At 69.3% G+C, this 18,034-nt stretch carries 18 protein-coding genes; 7 read left to right on the forward strand and 11 right to left on the reverse strand.

Going from position 1 to position 18,034, the window contains the following annotated elements:
• Nucleotides 1–81: 81 nt before the first annotated feature.
• From ACFOMP_RS15230 to ACFOMP_RS15245, 4 genes are read right to left on the reverse strand one after another with little or no spacing between them, the layout of a single operon-like run.
• Nucleotides 82–585, reverse strand: coding sequence for a MarR family winged helix-turn-helix transcriptional regulator (locus ACFOMP_RS15230; RefSeq protein WP_289894735.1), 504 nt, complete (start codon nucleotides 583–585; stop codon nucleotides 82–84).
• On the reverse strand, nucleotides 582–1,433 hold the full coding sequence (locus ACFOMP_RS15235; protein ID WP_289894736.1) for a carbon-nitrogen hydrolase family protein: 852 nt from the start codon (nucleotides 1,431–1,433) through the stop codon (nucleotides 582–584). Before ACFOMP_RS15235 ends, ACFOMP_RS15230 begins: the two co-directional genes overlap by 4 nt.
• Nucleotides 1,430–1,693 carry a glutaredoxin 3 gene (gene grxC, locus ACFOMP_RS15240; protein ID WP_289894737.1) on the reverse strand — a complete coding sequence of 88 codons (264 nt, stop codon included), beginning with the start codon at nucleotides 1,691–1,693 and terminating at the stop codon, nucleotides 1,430–1,432. Before grxC ends, ACFOMP_RS15235 begins: the two co-directional genes overlap by 4 nt.
• Before the next feature lie 34 nt (nucleotides 1,694–1,727).
• Nucleotides 1,728–2,465, reverse strand: a complete 738-nt coding sequence (locus ACFOMP_RS15245) for a double zinc ribbon domain-containing protein (protein ID WP_379032007.1) — start codon at nucleotides 2,463–2,465, stop codon at nucleotides 1,728–1,730.
• 31 nt (nucleotides 2,466–2,496) lie between these two features.
• Between ACFOMP_RS15245 and ACFOMP_RS15250 the strand changes: the two genes are divergently transcribed.
• On the forward strand, nucleotides 2,497–3,336 hold the full coding sequence (locus ACFOMP_RS15250) for a methyltransferase domain-containing protein (RefSeq protein WP_379032010.1): 840 nt from the start codon (nucleotides 2,497–2,499) through the stop codon (nucleotides 3,334–3,336).
• Nucleotides 3,333–4,364, forward strand: coding sequence for a ferrochelatase (gene hemH / locus ACFOMP_RS15255; protein WP_379032013.1), 1,032 nt, complete (start codon nucleotides 3,333–3,335; stop codon nucleotides 4,362–4,364). The genes ACFOMP_RS15250 and hemH overlap by 4 nt, the downstream gene beginning before the upstream one ends.
• A 39-nt stretch (nucleotides 4,365–4,403) precedes the next feature.
• Here hemH and dhaL read toward each other — a convergent pair whose 3' ends face one another.
• Genes dhaL through ACFOMP_RS15280 form a run of 5 tightly spaced genes read right to left on the reverse strand, consistent with a single transcriptional unit; the run spans nucleotide 4,404 to nucleotide 9,787 of the window.
• Nucleotides 4,404–6,173: a dihydroxyacetone kinase subunit DhaL gene (dhaL, locus tag ACFOMP_RS15260; protein ID WP_379032016.1), complete on the reverse strand. Its 1,770-nt coding sequence runs from the start codon at nucleotides 6,171–6,173 to the stop codon at nucleotides 4,404–4,406.
• Between the two features lie 25 nt (nucleotides 6,174–6,198).
• A complete protein-coding gene (locus tag ACFOMP_RS15265) occupies nucleotides 6,199–7,014 on the reverse strand; it encodes a sugar phosphate isomerase/epimerase family protein (protein ID WP_379032018.1) in 816 nt (271 codons plus the stop codon).
• Nucleotides 7,015–7,073: 59 nt separating this feature from the next.
• Nucleotides 7,074–7,832 carry an SDR family NAD(P)-dependent oxidoreductase gene (locus ACFOMP_RS15270; protein ID WP_289894743.1) on the reverse strand — a complete coding sequence of 253 codons (759 nt, stop codon included), beginning with the start codon at nucleotides 7,830–7,832 and terminating at the stop codon, nucleotides 7,074–7,076.
• A 37-nt stretch (nucleotides 7,833–7,869) separates the two neighbouring features.
• Nucleotides 7,870–8,919, reverse strand: coding sequence for a transketolase family protein (locus ACFOMP_RS15275; protein ID WP_289894744.1), 1,050 nt, complete (start codon nucleotides 8,917–8,919; stop codon nucleotides 7,870–7,872).
• A 13-nt stretch (nucleotides 8,920–8,932) separates the two neighbouring features.
• On the reverse strand, nucleotides 8,933–9,787 hold the full coding sequence (locus ACFOMP_RS15280) for a transketolase (protein WP_379032022.1): 855 nt from the start codon (nucleotides 9,785–9,787) through the stop codon (nucleotides 8,933–8,935).
• Between the two features lie 294 nt (nucleotides 9,788–10,081).
• On the opposite strand from ACFOMP_RS15280, the gene ACFOMP_RS15285 reads away from it, so the two are divergent.
• From ACFOMP_RS15285 to ACFOMP_RS15305, 5 genes are all read left to right on the forward strand, one after another.
• Nucleotides 10,082–11,059, forward strand: a complete 978-nt coding sequence (locus ACFOMP_RS15285) for a TRAP transporter substrate-binding protein (protein WP_289894746.1) — start codon at nucleotides 10,082–10,084, stop codon at nucleotides 11,057–11,059.
• On the forward strand, nucleotides 11,056–11,622 hold the full coding sequence (locus tag ACFOMP_RS15290; RefSeq protein WP_019352749.1) for a TRAP transporter small permease: 567 nt from the start codon (nucleotides 11,056–11,058) through the stop codon (nucleotides 11,620–11,622). Before ACFOMP_RS15285 ends, ACFOMP_RS15290 begins: the two co-directional genes overlap by 4 nt.
• The gene (locus ACFOMP_RS15295; RefSeq protein WP_379032025.1) at nucleotides 11,619–12,878 is read left to right on the forward strand and encodes a TRAP transporter large permease; all 1,260 of its coding nucleotides are present in this window, start codon (nucleotides 11,619–11,621) and stop codon (nucleotides 12,876–12,878) included. The genes ACFOMP_RS15290 and ACFOMP_RS15295 overlap by 4 nt, the downstream gene beginning before the upstream one ends.
• A gap of 9 nt (nucleotides 12,879–12,887) precedes the next feature.
• Complete coding sequence (locus ACFOMP_RS15300; RefSeq protein ID WP_289894748.1) at nucleotides 12,888–13,775, forward strand: NAD(P)-dependent oxidoreductase; 888 nt, start codon at nucleotides 12,888–12,890, stop codon at nucleotides 13,773–13,775.
• 74 nt (nucleotides 13,776–13,849) lie between these two features.
• A complete protein-coding gene (locus ACFOMP_RS15305; protein WP_379032028.1) occupies nucleotides 13,850–14,824 on the forward strand; it encodes a LysR substrate-binding domain-containing protein in 975 nt (324 codons plus the stop codon).
• A gap of 48 nt (nucleotides 14,825–14,872) precedes the next feature.
• On the opposite strand, the gene ACFOMP_RS15310 is transcribed toward ACFOMP_RS15305, so the two are convergent.
• Both ACFOMP_RS15310 and ACFOMP_RS15315 read right to left on the reverse strand, forming a co-directional pair.
• Nucleotides 14,873–16,939, reverse strand: coding sequence for a TRAP transporter permease (locus ACFOMP_RS15310; RefSeq protein ID WP_379032031.1), 2,067 nt, complete (start codon nucleotides 16,937–16,939; stop codon nucleotides 14,873–14,875).
• Between the two features lie 81 nt (nucleotides 16,940–17,020).
• Nucleotides 17,021–18,022 carry a TAXI family TRAP transporter solute-binding subunit gene (locus ACFOMP_RS15315; protein WP_379032034.1) on the reverse strand — a complete coding sequence of 334 codons (1,002 nt, stop codon included), beginning with the start codon at nucleotides 18,020–18,022 and terminating at the stop codon, nucleotides 17,021–17,023.
• Nucleotides 18,023–18,034 lie beyond the last annotated feature (12 nt).

Genomic DNA, 18,034 nt, shown 5'->3' on the forward strand with positions numbered 1-18,034 from the left:
AATTTCCTCGTCCGGCAGAGGCTCGATCGCCGCGCGGCCGGTCTTTCACCGTTTCCCAAATACCCGGACGACCCGGCGCCCTCAGCGTCCGCCGCGCGATTCGTGACGCAACGTCTCTTCCAACTGCTTGCGCAGCATGCGCAGCACCGGCAGCGCCGCGCGCACCCGATCGGCGCCGACATCGCGCACCACATCGGCGATTCGCGGCATGAAGGCCGCCAGTGCCGCGTCCCGCGCCGCCCGGCCCGCCGGGCTGATCGCCACGAACTTGCGCCGCGCGTCGTCCCAGTCCGGGCGGATATGGATATGCCCGGCCCATTCCAGCCGCGACAGCGTGTTGGTCATCGCGCCGCGGGTGACGTGGAAGGCTTCGGCCAGCTCAGCGGGCGTGCGTTCGACATTCAGATGCGCCAGCAGGTTCAGCACCGAGAAATGCGAGATCTGCATGCCCTTGGGCAGCGCCTTGCCGATCAGGTCGCGCGCCAGCTGGTCGGCGATGAACACCTCGGAAAACAGGCTGGCCGCAAGGGCATCGGCCGAGATGTCGGCATGGCCTGCCGGGCTGTCATGGGTCTTGTCGATCATGGGCCGGTGAAGTCTCGGTCATGCGTAAGCGATGGGATGCGGGACCGTGCCCCAGGGACGGCCCCGGGGTCAAGCGTGACGAAGGTGACGCCGGGCTCGCTGCCGCCATCGGCCAGCACCTCGCCCCAGGGGCCGACCGCCAGGGAATGGCCGTGGCTGCGGCGCACCCGGCGCCCGGCATCGAAATGCGCCGCATGGCTGCCGCATTGCGCCGGGGCCAGCACGAAGCAGCCGGTCTCGATGGCGCGGGCGCGCAGCAGCACCTCCCAATGCGCGGCGCCGGTGGTGTCGTTGAAGGCGGCGGGCACGGTCAGCGCCTTTGCCCCGGCCTTGGCCAGCGCCCGATAGAGCTGTGGAAAGCGCAGGTCGTAGCAGACCGTCATGCCGATGGGCAGCGGCCCCTCGGCCAGCACGGCGCGGCCGCCGGGACGGAAGGCCGCCGATTCGCGATAGGATTCGCTCTCGGACACCGTCACGTCGAACATGTGCAGCTTGTCATAGCGTGCCCGGATCGCGCCGTCGGGGGCGATCAGGAAGCTGCGATTGGCAAAGCGCGTCTCGGCCGGATCGCCGGTTTTCAGCGACAGCGAGCCGATCAGCAGCCAGATCCCCAGCGCGCGCGCATCCTCGCGCAGGGCGGCGAGCGTCGGGTCCTCGGCCTCGACATGCAGGATGCGCTGCTGCAAGTCGCGGCTGCCGCCCAGCAGGTTGGTGGCCTCGGGCGTCAGCACCCAGCCGGCGCCGCCCTGCGCCGCCTCGCGCACCAGCGCCCGCGTGACCGGCAGGTTGCGCGCCGGATCGTCCGAGACGCTGAGCTGCACCAGAGCCGCCGTCAGCGCCTCGCTCATGCCGTCAGGCCCAGCAGCCCGTCCAGCTTGCCCCGATGCTCCAGCGCATGCAGGTCGTCGCTGCCGCCGACATGCTGGCCGTCGATGAAGATCTGCGGCACGGTCCGGCGGCCGCCGGCGCGCTGGGTCATGGCGCCGCGCAGCTGCGGGTCGCGGCTGACATCGGTTTCCTCATAGGCGACGCCCTTCTTGCGCAGCAGCGATTTGGCGGCGGTGCAATAGGGGCAGGTGGGGGTGGTATAGATCTCGACCTTGGCCATAAGCGCGTCCCGGTAGTCATGCTTCGGCCCTTATCTATGCATCCTTGACCGCCCGCGCCAGAACCACCACCGAGATTGGCCCCGTTCCGGCGGCGCGCAACGCCTCGGCCGCTGCCGCCATGGTCGCCCCCGAGGCCATCACGTCATCGACCAGCAGCACCGCGCGGCCCTGCAGGCGCGGCGCCATGCGCGCCGGCACGGCGATGGCATCCGCGACATTGGCGAAACGGTCGCCGACGCTGCCATGGTCCTGCATCGGCGTGTGCCGCAGCCGCCGCAGTCCGCCCGGCAGATGCGCCAGCCCATGCGCGCGCGCGACGCGCCGGGCCAGCATCTCGGCCTGGTTGTATTTCCGCTTCAGCAGCCGGCGCGGATGCACCGGCACCGGCACCACCACCATGTCCGGCCGCAGCAGCGGCAGCGCCGCCCGCGCCACCCAATCGCCCAGGGCGGGCGCCAGGTCCAGCCGGTCGCCGTGTTTCAGCATCAGCGCCAGCTTGCGCCCGGTGCCGCGATAGGCCAGCGCCGCGCGGCCGCGCAGCCAGGGCCGCTGGACGCGCAGGCAGTCGTCGCAGACCAGCAGTCCCGCCGCCTCGTCGGCCTCGTCCCCTGGTCCGCCGCCGGGCAGCGGCACCCCGCAGCGCCCGCAGCAGGTTCCCTGGATGAATTCCGCCTCGCGCCAGCAGGCGGTGCACAGCCCGCCCTCCTCGGCGACCGGCGCGCTGCAGCACAGGCATTGCGGCGGGTAGATCAGCCGCAATGCGCCTTTCATCAGGCCGCGAAGCCCCCTATGTTCTGCCTCCATGATGCCTGACCGTTCCACCCCCGTTCCCAGCCTTACCGACCGCGGCGCGCTCGAGCGGAACCGCCGCCGCGCCCTGCACCTTGGGCCGGTGGATTTCCTGCACCGAATCGTCGCCGACGAGATCGAGGATAGGCTGGCGGAGGTTAACAGGAGGTTTAGCGCCATCGCCGTGGTGACGGGTCTGCCGGAGTTCTGGCAAAAGGCCATGCCCGGCGCGAAGATCGTCGCCGACGCGCCCCGGCTGGACCTGCAGCCCGGCGCGCATGACCTGGTGATCCATGCCATGGCGCTGCATTGGGCCGAGGATCCGGTGGGCCAGCTTGCGCAGGCGGCCCGGGCGCTGCGTCCCGACGGGTTGCTGATCGCCGCCTGTCCCGGCGGGCGCAGCCTCTCCGAGCTGCGCGAGGTGCTGACCCGCGCCGAGGCCGAGGTCTCGGGCGGCCTGTCGCCGCGCGTCCTGCCGATGGGCGAGATCCGCGATCTGGGCGGGTTGCTGCCGCGTGTCGGTCTGGCGCTGCCGGTCGCCGACCAGATCACCCAGGTCGCCAGCTATCGCAGCCTGTTCCACCTGGCCCGCGACCTGCGCGCCATGGGCGAGGGCAATGCGCTGGCCGGCCGGCTGCGCCATCCCACGCGGCGCGATGTCCTGATGCGCGCCGCCGCGCTTTATGCCGGGGATCACCCCGACCCGCAGGACGGCATGCGCATCCGGGCCACCTTCGAGCTGGTCTTCCTGACCGGCTGGGCGCCCGATGCCAGCCAGCAGAAACCGCTTCGCCCGGGCTCGGCCAGGATGCCGCTTGCCGAGGCCCTGTCCCGCACGAGAAAGCCTGAATGACCCTTCCCGAGCACGCCCCCGCCAGCCATCCCGCGATGCCCCCTCGCAAGATCGGGGTGCTGATCGCCAATCTGGGCACGCCCGACGCGACCGATTACTGGTCGATGCGGCGCTACCTGTCCGAATTCCTGTCCGACAAGCGGGTCATCGACTATCCGGCCTGGAAATGGCAGCCGCTGCTGCAGACGGTCATCCTGACCAAGCGACCCTTCACCTCGGGGGCGAATTACAAGACCATCTGGAACAACGAGGCGAACGAAAGCCCGCTGATGACCATCACCAGGGACCAGGTGGCGGCGCTGCGCGAGCGGACCTCGGCGCTGTGGGGCGACCGGGTGATGGTCGATTTCTGCATGCGCTACGGCAATCCCTCGACCCCCGACGTGGTCGCGCGGATGGTCAAGGCGGGTTGCGACCGCATCCTGTTCCTGCCGCTTTATCCGCAATATGCGGGTGCGACGACGGCGACGGCGAACGACCAGTTCTTCCGCGCGCTGATGGCCGAAAAGCGGCAGCCGGCCGCGCGCACCGTGCCGCCCTATTTCGACCGGCCGGACTATATCGCGGCGCTGGCCGGCTCGGTCGAGCGTGCGCTGGGCGGCCGCCAGCCCCGCAAGCTGGTCGCCAGCTATCACGGCATGCCCAGGCGCTATCTGCTGGAGGGCGACCCCTATCATTGCCAGTGCCAGAAGACCTCGCGCCTGCTGCGCGAGCGGCTGGGCTGGCCCGAGGGCGTGATCGACACCACCTTCCAGTCGGTCTTCGGCACCGAGGAATGGCTGCGCCCCTATACGGTCGAGCATGTGGCCGAGCTGGCGAAACAGGGCATCACCGAGATCGCGGTGATCTCGCCCGCCTTCTCGGCCGATTGCATCGAGACGCTGGAGGAGATCCAGGGCGAGATCCGCGAGGCCTTCGTCCATGCCGGCGGCAGGGAATTCACCTATATCCCCTGCCTGAACGCCGAGCCCGCGCATATCGACGTGCTGGCGTCGGTGATCGCCGAGAACCTGGCGGGCTGGGTCTGAGACCCGGCGCGCGGCAGCCGAAAGGCGCCCCGCCGGCCGTCAGGGCGCTGCCGGCTCCGCGGCGGCTGTCCGGACCAGATTGCGGGCCATGGCGCGCAGGCTGACAAAGGCCGATGCGGCGCCCGGGTCGATATGGCCCAGCGACCGGGCGCCCAGCTTGGCCGAGCGGCCGCGGCGGCTTTCGATCCCGGCGGTCCGGCGCATCCCGGCCTCGGCCGCATCCCGCGCCGCCGTCAGCACCCCGATCTCGTCCGCGCCGGCCGCGGCGGCGGCGGATGCGGCCTCGGCCGCCGGCAGCCAGGCGTCGATCATGGTCTTGTCGCCGGGGCTGGCGCCGCCGCGCGCCAGGATGCCGTCGCTGATGCCGGTGATCCAGGCCGCCAGCGCGGCGCCGTCCAGGTTCAGCCGGTCCTGCACCGCCCGTCCCGCCTGGCGAAACGCCCCGGCATAAAGCGGCCCCGACGAGGCGCCCACCGCCGCAAGGAAGGTCTGGCCGATCCGTTCCGAGACGGCGCCGATCAGCGCCTCCGGCTCCAGCCGGTCCAGCTCGGGCAGCACCGCCGACCAGCCGATATCCATGGTCACGCCATGGTCGCCGTCGCCGATCACCCCGTCGAGCTGCGACAGCCAGTTCCGCTCCTGCCGGATCTCGGCGGCCACGGCGCGCATCATCGCGACGAACAGCGCCGGGGTGATGCGGCCGCCGGCCTGCAGGGCCGCAGCATCCGCCGCGGCGGTGTCCTCGCGGCGGATGCTGCGCCGCGCCGTGCGGCGGGTGGTCGGCGGCGGCGCCTCGACGCCCACGGTCAGGGCCGGGCTGCGGCAGGGATGATCCAGCAGCCGCGCCAGCTCGTCATCCAGCCGCAGCAGGGTGATCGAGGCACCGGCCATTTCCAGCGCCGTGGCATATTCCCCGACCCAGCTGGCATGGATGGTCACGCCCAGCCCGTCGAGGATCTGCCGCAGCCGGCGGAACAGCAGAAACAGTTCCAGCTGCGTCGTCGCGCCCAGGCCGTTCACCAGCACCGCCACCCGGTCGCCGGCCGACAGCGACAGCTCTGCCAGGATCTTCTGCATCAGGTCGTCGGTCACCGCGTCGGCCGAAGCCAGCGGGGCGCGATACATGCCCGGCTCGCCATGGATGCCCATGCCGATCTCCATCTCGGTGTCGCCGATCCGGAAATTCGGCGTGCCGGTCTGCGGCAGCGAGCAGGGGCCAAGCGCGACCCCCATCGAGCGGCAGTTGTCATTGGCGCGGCGGGCCAGCGCCTCGACCCGCGGCAGCGGCTCGCCCAGGTCGGCGGCGGCGCCGGCGATCTTGAAGACGAAGAAATCGCCGGCCACGCCGCGCCGCTCGGCCCGCCGCTCGGCGGGGGCCGAGGCGATGTCGTCGGTCACCGCCACCTGCCGGACCGGCGTGCCCTCGGCCCCGAGTTCCTCGGCCGCCATGGTGAAGTTCAGCACGTCGCCGGTGTAATTGCCGTAAAGCAGCAGCACCCCGGCACCGCCATCGGCGGCCCGGCCGGCGTCGAGGATCTGCGCCGGCGAGGGCGAGGCGAAGACATTGCCCACCGCCGCTGCATCCGCAAGGCCGCGGCCCACATAGCCGGCAAAGGCCGGCTCGTGACCCGAGCCGCCGCCGATGACGATGCCGACCTTGCCGTCGCGCGGCCCGTGGCGGGCGACGATGGCGCGGCCGGTCGGTCCCTCGACGGCCAGCAGCGCGGCATGGGCGGCGACATAGCCCTCGATGAATTCGGGGATGATGGCTTCGGGCGCGTTGATCAGCTTCTTGCTGCGTGGGGTCATGGTCCTCTCCTCGCTCTGCGGCGGCTCAGTTCAGCGGCACCAGCCGCTTCGCGGCGGCGACGGTGCGTTCCAGCCAGGCATGTTCCTGCGCGCGCGTGGCCGCCATGTCCTCGGAATGCGGCAGCCAATGTTCCAGGATCACGCTCATCTCCGGCGGGCAATGCGACAGGCAGTCGAGGATCTGCGCCAGTTCGGCCCGCCCTTCGCCCAGCGGCGTGCCGTGGATGCGGAAACCGACGCCATGGGGGTCGGGGGTGATCTGGTAGTCCTTCAGATGCAGGTTGATCGTATAGGGTGCCAGCATCCGCACCGTGGTCATCGGCCATTCTCCGGCGCAGATCGAATTGGCCACGTCCAGGCAGACGCCCAGCGATTCGTCCGCCACCCGGTCCAGAAGTTCGACCATGCGCGGCGAGGGGTAGTTGAAATGGTTTTCGATGGCGAAGCGCAGGCCGGCGCGCTTGCCGTCCGGCAGCAGCTCGCGCAGCTGCGCCGCCAGCTCCGGCACCGGCACCTGCGCGTCCTCGGCATCCAGCGCCACGCGCAGGATGCGGGCGCCGAGGCGGGCGCCGATGGGGATGTAGCGGGCCAGTTCCTCGGCATCGAAGCTTTGCGTGCCCAGTTCCAGCGCCATGCCGTAACGGTCCGCCCGGGCCTTCAGCGCCAGGTGCTCGTCGGCACCCAGCCGGTCGAGCGGCAGGTTGTCGGCATATTGCACCACCGACAGGCCGTGGCGATGCGCGATCTCCAGCAGCTCCATCGCCGTCATCGGGCGCGGCGGCTGCCGGTCCCCGATGCCGATCGACCAGCGAAAGGCATAGCTGCCCAGTCCGAGCTTCATCTTTCCCCCCGTTTTCGCGGATCAGGGGCGGCGCCGCGCCGGCGCCGCCAGGCAGGTGATCAGTGGATCAGCGAACCGCCGTTCACGTCCACCTCGGAGCCGGTCACATAGGCCGACAGGTCCGAGGCCAGGAACAGCGCGCAGCCGGCCACGTCCTCGGCGGTGCCGGGGCGGCCCATGGGAATCCCGGCCTTGATGCTGTCCAGCATCTCGGGGGTCAGCAGGCCGCCGGTGATGTCGGTGGCGATGAAGCCGGGGCAGATCGCGTTCACCCGCACATTGTCCGGCGCCAGCTCGCGCGCCATGGCCTTGGTCAGGCCCAGCACGCCGGCCTTGGCGGCCGAGTAATGCGGTCCGCCGAAGATGCCGCCGCCGCGCTGCGCCGAGACCGAGGACAGGTTCACGATCCGGCCCTGCTTGCGGGCGCGCATATGCGGGATCACCGCCTGGCTGCAATACAGCGTGCCGCGCAGGTTGACGTCCAGCACCGCGTCATAATTCTGCGGCGCGATGTCCATGATCTTCAGCGGCTGGGTGATGCCGGCGTTGTTGACCAGGATGTCGATCCGGCCCCACTCCTCGATCAGCCTGTCGATGACCTGCTGCACGCCCTGAAGGTCGGTGACGTTGCAGGCCATGCCAAGATGCTGCGGGCCCAGATCGGCGGCGGCCTGCTTCGCTGCCGCCTCGTCCAGATCCAGGATGGCGACGGTGGCGCCGTGATCGGCGAAAAGCCGGGCGGTGGCCTTGCCGAGGCCGCGTTTCGACGCCGCACCGGTGATGACGGCGAACTGGCCCTGAAGCAGAGCGGTGGTCATGCGATTCTCCCTTGGTTTGCGAAGGTTGCGGCGGGCGTCACAGCCAGCCGCGGATCTGTGCGGCGACGGCCGCGGTCGAGATGCCGTAGCGGTCGTGCAGGGTGGGCAGGGCGCCGGCATCCAGGAACTGGTCCGGCAGGCCGATCATGCGGAAGGTCGGGGCGACGCCATGGGTCAGCAGCGTCGCCGCCACCGCCTCGCCCAGACCGCCGATGCGGGTGTGGTTTTCCGCGGTGACCACCAGCCGGCCGGTTTTGCCGGCCTCGGCCAGGATGGTTTCGGTGTCCAGCGGCTTGATGGTCGGGCAATGCAGCACCGCGACCGAGATGCCGTCGCGCTCCAGCGCGACCGCGGCGTCCAGGGCGCGCATGGTCATGAAGCCCGAGGCGATGACCAAGGCGTCGCTGCCGTCGCGCAGCAGCCGGGCCTTGCCCAGTTCGAACCGGTAATCGGGGCAGTGCCGGCGGATCACCGAAGGCACCTTGCCGCGCAGCAGCCGCATGTAGACCGGGCCGGGATGGGCGGCGATGGCCGGCACCGCCTCGGCCACGTCGATGGCGTCGCAGGGGTCGACGATGGTCAGGTTCGGCAGGCCGCGGAAGATCGCCAGATCCTCGGTCGCCTGGTGGCTGGGGCCATAGCCGGTGGTCAGCCCGGGCAGGGCGCAGACGATCTTGACCGGCAGGTATTCCTCGGCGATGGCCATGGCGATGAAATCATAGGCCCGGCGGCTGGCGAAGACCGCATAGGTGGTGGCGAAGGGAACGAAGCCCTCGCGCGCCATGCCGGCGGCGGCCGAGATCATCACCTGTTCGGCCATGCCCATCTGGTGGAAGCGGTCCGGGAAGGCCTCGGCAAAGACATGCAGGTCGGTGTATTTCGACAGGTCGGCGGTCAGGCCGACGATCCGGTCGTTGCGGCGCGCCTCGGCGACCAGGGCCTGACCGAAGGGCGCGGACACCGTCTCGTAGCCCTCGGCCGCCAGCGAGGCGATCATGGCCGAGGTGCGCGCCGCCTCGCCGGGTTTCGGCGCCGGGCGGGGCTGCCACTTGCGATGCGGGTCGTAGCGATGATGGGCGATGGTCATGTCCTGTCCCTCCTCAATCCGGGCGGCCGGCGTCCAGAACCGCCAGCGCCTGTTGCCATTCGTCGGGCTCGACGCGGACGAAATGCGTGATCTCGCGGCTTTCCAGGAACGGCACGCCCTTGCACATCACCGTGTCGCAGACGATCACCCGCGGCCTGGGCTCGGCCAGCGCGCGCGCGGCGTCGAAGGCGCGGACCAGCGCCGGGATGTCGTTGCCGTCCACCCGCTGGACGTGCCAGCCGAAGGCCGCCCATTTGTCCTGCAGCGGCTCGGCGCACAGCATTTCGGTCGATTTGCCGTCCGCCTGCTGGTCGTTGAAATCGACGATGCAGATCAGGTTTCCCAGCTTGTGATGGGCGGCGGACATCGCTGCCTCCCAGGTCGAGCCCTCGCCCAGCTCGCCATCCGACATCAGGTTGTAGACGAAGGCGGGGTTGCCCTTGGCGCGCAGGCCCAGCGCCATGCCGACGCCGATGCCCAAGCCCTGGCCCAGCGAGCCGCCGGTGATCTCCATCCCCGGCGTATAGGCGGCCATGCCCGACATCGGCAGGCGGGAATCGTCGGTGCCATAGGTCTCCAGCTCGGCCTCGGGCAGGATGCCGGCCTCGATCAGCGCGGCGTAAAGCGCGATGGCGTAATGGCCGATGGACAGCAGGAAGCGGTCCCGGCCTTCCCATTCCGGCTCGTGCGGGCGCAGGTGCAGCGCGTGGAAATAGGACACCGCCAGCACATCGGCGATGCCGAGCGCCTGCCCGACATAACCCTGTCCCTGCACCTCGCCCATGCGGATCGCCTTGCGGCGGATCTCCCAGGCGCGGCGGGCGAGGCTGGTGTTCGACAGCAGGGCTGTCGCGCGTTCATCCTGCATGATTCCTCCTCCGGCAGTCGCGGCTGCGGCAATGGCCGCGTCGCTTTTTACTGGCGGCGGATCGGCCGGCAGGCAATTAAGTTTTCCTACGGAGTTGTTAAGAACAGCTTAGATGACCTGCTGCCGGGAATCGGCGAGGGTCTTGCCAGTCGGGCGAGGAGGACGCTCTGCCATATAAGCACCATGCTTGACATGCCGGGGGCGCGGGACGAGCTTCGCCCGCCGCGGTCGCCGGCAGGTCGGGCGGGACGGCCCTCCTGACCGGCCCGAGAGGTTTTTCTAGGGAGGAGTCACATGACAATCCGTCATCTATTCGCCGCCGCCGCGGCGCTTGCGCTTTGCGCGCTGCCGGTCTGGGCCCAGAACTTCCAGCTTTCGCACAATGCGGCGGCCGGAAACCCCAAGGACGTGGCCTCGCTGAAATTCGCCGAGCTGGTCGAGCAGAAATCCGGCGGCCGTCTGCATGTCGATGTGGGCGGCAGCGCGCAATTCGGCGACGATGCCGAGACGATCACCAACATGCGGCTGGGCACCGTCGCCTTCTCCGCCAATTCGCAGGGCACCACCTCGGCCGTGGTCCCCGAGATCGCGCTTCTGGGCCTGCCCTTCCTGTTCCAGGATCTGGCCCAGGCCGAGGCGGTGATGGACGGCCCGGTCGGCGACAAGATCGCCGCCGCCGCCGAACAGCAGGGCCTGGTGGTGCTGGGCTGGTGGAACAACGGCATCCGCGAGGTGTCGAACTCCAAGAAGCCGGTCCAGACCCCCGCCGACCTGGCCGGGATGAAGCTGCGCACGCCGCCCGATCCGATGACCATCGACATCTTCGCCGCGCTCGGCGCCTCGCCGACGCCGATGGCCTTCTCGGAGCTTTACATCGCCCTGCAGCAGGGCGTGGTGGACGGGCAGGAGAACCCGCTGATCAACATCCATTCCTCCAAGCTGCACGAGGTCCAGCCCTATATCTCGCTCACGCATCACAAATACGAGGCGACGCCGTTCCTGGCCTCGAAGATGATCTTCGACACGCTGTCGGCCGAGGATCAGCAGATCGTCCGCGATGCCGCGAAAGAAGCCGGCGCCCTGAACCGTCAGATGGTGCGCGAGCAGACCGAGGCGCTGCAGGCCGAGATGGAAGCCGCCGGCGTCACCTTCAACGAGGTCGACCCCGCGCCCTTCGTCGAGGCGACGCAGCCGGTCTATGACAAGTGGCGCAAAGACTATCCCGAACTGGTGGACGAGATCGTCGCCGCAGCCAAGGCGGCGGGCCAATGATCCAGGCCACCTGTTCGCAGGGCGATGACAGCGCGGCTTCCCCCGCCCTGCGCATCGCCAATGCGGTCGGCGCCGTGCTGGACCGCTGCGCGGTGCTGATCGCCACCGGCTCAGTGGTGGTGATCTTTCTGGCGCTGATGGCCGAGGTGGTGGTGCGCTATCTCACCAGCGCGGGCCTGGGCTGGCCGAACGAGGTGCCGAACCTGCTGTTTCCCTGGCTGGTCATGGGCGGCATCGTCATCGGTGCCAACCGCAACGCCCATATCGCCGCCGAATTCCTGCGCGCCCAACTGGACAAGCGCCAGTTGCGGCTGCTGCTGATGGCGATCCATGTGATGGTCGGAGCGGTGTTCGCCGTGCTGGCCTGGCTGTCGCTGGGGGTGATCGCGATCACCAAGGCGCAGGTCTTTCCGATGACCGGGCTGGGCCAGGCATGGGCCTATAGCTCGATGCTGTTCGGCTTTGGCGGCATCGCGCTCGCCTCGCTGGTCAACCTGGTGCGGGTGGCGTCGAGCGACGATCCCGCGACGCTGAGCCACCCGGACGCGGAGCATATGACATGACCTTCATGATGACCGGGCTTTTCGCCCTGCTGCTGTTTCTTTCCGTGCCGGTCGGCTATGCGCTGATCATGGCTTCGGGCACCGCCATCCGGTGGCAGGGCGGCACGCCGACCGTCCTGGCGGTGGTGAAGTTGTTCCAGCCGACGCAGAGCTTTCCGCTGCTGGCCATTCCCTTCTTCATCCTGTCCGGCTCGCTGATGATGTCGGGCACGCTGGGCCAGAAGCTGGTGCAGTTCGCCGCCGCCATGGTCGGCCGCTTCCACGGCGGCATGGGTCAGGTGACGGTGGTTGGCTCGACCATCTTCGGCGGCGTCTCGGGCTCGGCGGTGGCCGAGGCCTCGGCGCTGGGCTCGATGCTGATCCCCTGGCAGAAACGCGAGGGCTATCCGGCGGGCTTCGCCGCCGCGGTCACGGCCTCCTCCTCGACCATCGCCGGGCTGATCCCGCCCTCGATCCCGCTGATCCTCTATTCGACGGTCTCGAACACCTCGATCGCCTCGCTGTTCTCGGCGGCGATCCTGCCGGGGCTGATGCTGGCCTTCGGCATGATGCTGGTGTGCTATTTCTCGGGGCGGTTGCGCAACTTCCCCCGCCTGTCGAACCGGGCCGAGCTGACCGGCTTCGGCCGCTCGCTGCTGTCGGCCTTGCCGGCGCTGGCCATGCCGTTCTTCATCATCCTGTTGCTGCGCGCCGGCATCGCCACCCCGACCGAGGTCAGCGTCATCGCGGTGTTCTACGCGCTGGTGGTCAGCCTGTTGCTGTATCGCGACCTGACCCTGGCCCGGCTGCAGGAGGCCCTGGTCGGCACCGTCATCACCACCGGCGTGGTGATGCTGGTCATCGCCGCCTCGAGCCTGGTCGGCCATGTGCTCATCACCGAGCGCATCCCCGCCATGGTCGCGCAATGGTCGCAAGAGACGCTGGGCACGCCGGTCCTGATCATCCTGATGATGAACCTGATCATGCTGGTGGTCGGCATGTTCCTGGACCTGCCGGCGGCGATCCTGCTGCTGGGGCCGACCTTCGTCGCCATCGGCCAGGCCATCGGCATGGACCCGATCCAGCTGGGGGTGATGATCTGCATCAACCTGTCCATCGGCCTGTTCACCCCGCCGATCGGCACGACGCTGTTCATCGGCGCCGCCATCGCCCGGGTGCCGATCGGCGCCGTAGTCAAGGAGCTGTGGCCCTTCTACCTGGTCGCCTTCCTGGTGCTGGTGCTGATCTCCTACATCCCCGCATTCACCATCTACTAAGGAACGGACATGCAGAAGGAACGGAAGATCGCCTTCGTCGGCCTTGGCTCGATGGGCCTGCCGATGGCCGAGAACCTGCTGCGGGCCGGCCACGCGGTCGCGGGGTTCGACACCCGGCCGGCCGCGGTCGAGGCGCTGGCCGGCGCCGGGGGGCAGCGCCCGGCCGATCTGGCCGCCGCCTGCGCGGATGCGGCGCTGCTGGTGCTGATGGTGGTGAATATCGACCAGGCGCGGGCGGTGCTGTTCCAGGCCGGCGGCCTGGCGGCGTTGCCGCCCGCGGCGCGCATCTGCCTGATGGCGACCTGCCCGCCGCAGGACGTCGCCGCCCTGGCGCGCGAGGTGGCGGCGGCCGGGCGCGAGCTGATCGACTGCCCGGTCTCGGGCGGGGTGGTGGGCGCGCGGGCGGGGACGCTGACCATCATGGTCGGCGCGCCCGCCGCCAGCTATCAGGCAGTGGCGCCGGTGCTGCGCGCCATGGGCGACAGGCTTTACCATTGCGGGCCCGAACCGGGGCAGGGCGCCATGGTCAAGGCGATCAACCAGCTGCTTTGCGGCGTGCATCTGGCCGCCGCCGCCGAGGCGCTGGCCCTGGGCGAAAAGACCGGCATCGACGGCGCCACCCTGCTGGAGATCGTCTCGGGCTCGGCGGCATCAAGCTGGATGCTGAAGGATCGCGGGCCGCGCATGTTGCGCCGGAACCCCGAGGTGACCAGCGCCGTCGACATCTTCGTCAAGGATCTGGGCATCGCCCTGTCGGCGGGCCGGGGCGCGGCCATGGGCCTGCCGCTGACCGCCGCGGCGCATCAGATGTTCCTGGCCGAAAGCGGCGCCGGCCACGGGCTTGCCGATGACAGCCAGGTCATCGCCGCCTATCGGCGGCTGAACGGCATCGGCTGAGCCGTGGCCGGGTTTCGCGGCGCGGCGCCTTGACGGGCGCCGCCTCTGGCTGTCCTCTGGGGGCAAGAGGAACCATGCCGCTCAATCCGAACCTGAACTCGCTTGCCTATTTCGAAGCCGTGGCGCGCACCGGCCGGGTGACGCTGGCCGCCGCCGAACTGGGCGTGTCCACCGCCGCGGTCAGCCAGCAGCTCAAGCAGCTGGAAGAGCAATGGGGCGTGCGGCTGTTTCGCCGCCAGGACCGCCGGCTGACGCTGACCCTGGACGGCGAGATGCTGTTCCAGACCACCACCGCCGCCTTTCGCATGATCCGCGGCGCGCGCTCGGCGGTGCTGCGCCAGCGCGACAGCCGGCAGCTGAACCTGCGCTCCAGCCCCAGCTTCGCGGTGCGCTGGCTGACGCCCCGGCTGAAGCATTTCCTGGAACTGAACCCGGAATGGGGCGTGCGGGTCGATGCCTCGCCCGATTTCTCGGATTTCGAGACCGAGATCATGGACCTGGACCTGCGCTACGGCTCGGGCAACTGGGCCGGGCTGCATGCGGAATGCGTGATCCGCGACTATGTGCTGCCGATGTGCAGCCCGGCCTATCGCGACATGCTGGCCGCGGCAGAGGCCGATCCGGTGCGCCAGCTGGCCCAGGCGCGGCTGATCCATTCGGTCAAGGCGCTGTATCAATGGGATGTCTGGCTGGCGGTCCACGGCATCGAGGCGCCGGACCAGCAGGCGCCGCTGCGCTTCGACCGCTCGTCCATGGCGATCCAGCTGGCGCTGGACGGCATGGGCATCGTGCTGGAATCGGTGACGCTGGCGCTGGACGAACTGCAAAGCGGCGCGCTGGTGCCGCTGTCGACCGATTTCGCCGCGGTGGAGTTTCCGGCCTGTTGGGCGGTCTGCCCCGACCGGCACCTCAACCGGCGCATCGTGCGGCTGTTTCTCGACTGGCTGCGCGAGGCGGCGGCCGGCTTCCAGGAGGTGGCGCAGCAGCGGCTGACCGGGCTTGGCTGTCCGATCCGCATTGCCGCCGCGGGCGAGCCCGGCCTGCTTTGAGGACAGGGTGCCGGGCCCCGGCCGTCCGGCCGAGGCCCGCGCCGTCATTCAGGTGGCCGGCTCGGGCCTTGGTCCCGACCGGCCGGCCAGATACTGCCGCAGCAGCACCAGGCCCAGGATCGCTGCGCCGATCACGGTCGAGACCAGCTCGGGCGCGATCATCATCAGCGCCGCCACGGGCAGCAGCAGCCGCTCGATGGTCAGCAGCGGCCCCAGCAGCCAGTTGGTGATCGCCGCCGACAGCGCCACGATGCCCAGCACCGCGCCGGTAAAGGCCAGCAGGAAGTCGGGCAGGGTGAAGGCCTGCGTCACCAGCAGCAGCGAGGGCGAGAAGACGAAGACGAAGGGCACCATCGCCTTGCCCATCGACAGCCGGAAGGCGGTGTTGCCGGCCTTGAAGCCGTTGGCCCCGGCGATCCCGGCCCCGGCATAGGCGGCCAGCGCCACCGGCGGCGTCACGTCGGCCAGCACGCCGAAATAGAACACGAAGAAATGCGCCACCAGCGGCTCGACATTCATCATGCCCAGCACCGGCGCCGCCACCGCGACCATGATGATGTAGTTTGCCGTCGTCGGCACGCCGCAGCCCATCAGCACGCAGACCACCGCCGTCATCAGCAGGGTGAAAAGCAGCGTCAGGGTCTCGATGCTGAACAGCTCGAAGGGCAGCACGGCCAGCAGCCCGTGCAGCGAGGCGGCCCAGTTTGCCGCCACCGAGGTCACCATGAAGGCGATCTTGAAGCCGACGCCGGTCAGGGTGACGATGCCGATCACCACGCCGACCAGCGCCGCCGCCGCCGTCACCGCCAGGGATTGGCGGGCGCCGGCGACGAAGCCTTCATAGATGCCGGTGGCGGTTTCCCTGATGCCCTCGACGGCGCCCGCCGCCATGACCCGCTGGATCAGATAGACGACCATGCAGGCGGTGATGGCCCAGAAGGCCGACAGGAAGGGTGTGCGGCCCGACATCAGCATCCAGACCAGCAGCACCAGCGGCAAGACCGACAGCCAGCCCTCGCGCAGGACTTTCCAGGCCTTGGGCAGCTCTTCCTGGCGCAGGCCGCGGATGCCCAGGCGCTTGGCTTCCAGATGCACCTGAACCAGCACGCCGAAGAAATGCATGAAGGCCGGGACCACCGCCGCGATCAGGATGGTGCGCAGCGGGATGCCCAGATATTCGACCATCAGGAAGGCGACCGCGCCCATCACCGGCGGGGTGATCTGCCCGCCGGTCGAGGACGCCGCCTCGACCGCGGCGGCGAAATGGCGCTTGAAGCCGATCTTGATCATCGCCGGGATGGTCAGCGCGCCGGTGGTCACGGTATTGGCGATCGACGAGCCCGAGATGGTGCCCAGCATGGCCGAGGAGATCACCGAGACCTTGGCCGGCCCGCCGGCGAAGCGCCCGGCCAGCGCCGTGGCCAGGTCGATGAACAGCTGGCCCAGGCCGATCTTCTGCGCCATCACCCCGAACAGCACGAAATGAAAGACATAGGTGGCGATGACGCCAAGCGCGGTGCCGTAGATGCCCTGCGAGGTCAGGTAAAGGTGGTTGACGATGGTGGACCAGTCGGCGCCGGGATGGACCAGGATGCCGGGCATCGACTTGCCGAAATAGGCATAGGCGATGAACAGCCCGGCGATGACCGGCAGCGGCCAGCCCATCGAGCGGCGCACCGCCTCCATCAGCACCAGCAGCAGCACCGTGCCCATGACGATGTCGATGGCCAGCGGGTTGCCGACGCGGAACTGCAACTGGTCATAGATCCAGGGCACGTAGAAGGCGCTGACCGCGCCGCCGATGGCCAGCACCCAGTCCGTCACCGGCACGCCGAGAATGGCGAAGCCGTCGGTCTTGTGGCGGTTGCGCGCCAGGGCCGAGAAGCTCAGGAAGATGATGAACAGCGACACGCCCATGTGCAGCCCGCGATGCGTGGTGGCGCGCGGGATGCCGAAGCCGGCGGTGTAGAAGTGATAGCACGACAGCAGGAACAGGATGATCCCGGACAGGATGGCGATCGGCCGCGTCACGGTGCGGAATCGCGCCTCGGGATCGTATTCTTCCTCCAGGGCGCGAAGCTCATCCTCGGAAAGCGGGCGGGTTGTCTCGGTCATGGGGGGTCCTGCCGTTCGGTTCAAGGGCAAAGGACGCGGACCGGGGGCCGGCCGCGTCCTTTCGTCAGCCTGCGGCCATGCTCACTCGAGCTTGCCGGCTTCCTTGTAGAAACGCTCGGCGCCCGGATGGAAGGGGATGCCGGCGCCCTGGGTGGCGCTGTCCAGCGTGATCAGCTTGCCCTTGGCATGGCCGGCGGCGAACAGCTTCTGGGTGTTCTCGTTGTAAAGCGCCTTGGTGATGCCATAGATCAGCTCCTCGGGCTGGTCGGCATTGGTCACCAGCTGCGCCCCGACCGAGATCGTGGAGACATCGGCAGCCTGCCCTTCATAGGTGCCGGCCGGAACGGTGTCGGCGGCGAAGAAGGTATAGGTCTCGCGCAGCTTGTCGACCTCGGGGCCGGTGATCGGCACCAGCACCACGTCATGCTGGCTGGCCAGCTCGGCGATGGCGCCGGCCGGATAGCCGCCGACGAAGAAGAAGGCGTCCATGGCGCCATCGCGCATCCGGTCCGCCGCCTGGTCGGGCTTGAGATATTCCACCGTCACGTCGGCTTCCGACATGCCGAAGGCCTCCAGGATGATCTTGGCATCGACCAGCGTGCCCGAGCCCGGCTCGTCCAGCGACACCCGCTTGCCCTTGAGATCGGCGACCGAGGCGATGCCCGCATCGGCCCGGGCGACCAGATGGATGCTTTCGGGATAGAGATTGGCGATCAGCCGCAGCTTCTCGACCGCCGGCTGGCCTTCCCACAGCCCGGTGCCGGTCTGCGCCCAATAGGCGACGTCGGACTGGCTGAAGCCGGCCTCCATCGCGCCGCCGTTGATGGCGTTCACATTGCCGACCGAGCCGTTCGAGGCCACCGCCGTCGCCACCAGCCCCGGCACCCCGCACGAACCGCCGTCCTCGCAGGCGCGCGAGCCGGGCGGGCTGGAGATGGCGTTGGCGATCAGCCCGCCGATCGGATAATAGGTGCCCGCCGTGCCGCCGGTGCCGATGCGGAAAAACGACATTTCCTGCGCCGCAGCGGCCTGGCCGAAAGAGGCGGCAATGGCAAAAGCCGCAAGCAAAGTCTTGAGTTTCATGTACCTATCCCT

It is taken from the genome of Paracoccus simplex, assembly GCF_042648325.1.
Classification (GTDB): Bacteria; Pseudomonadota; Alphaproteobacteria; order Rhodobacterales; family Rhodobacteraceae; genus Paracoccus; species Paracoccus simplex.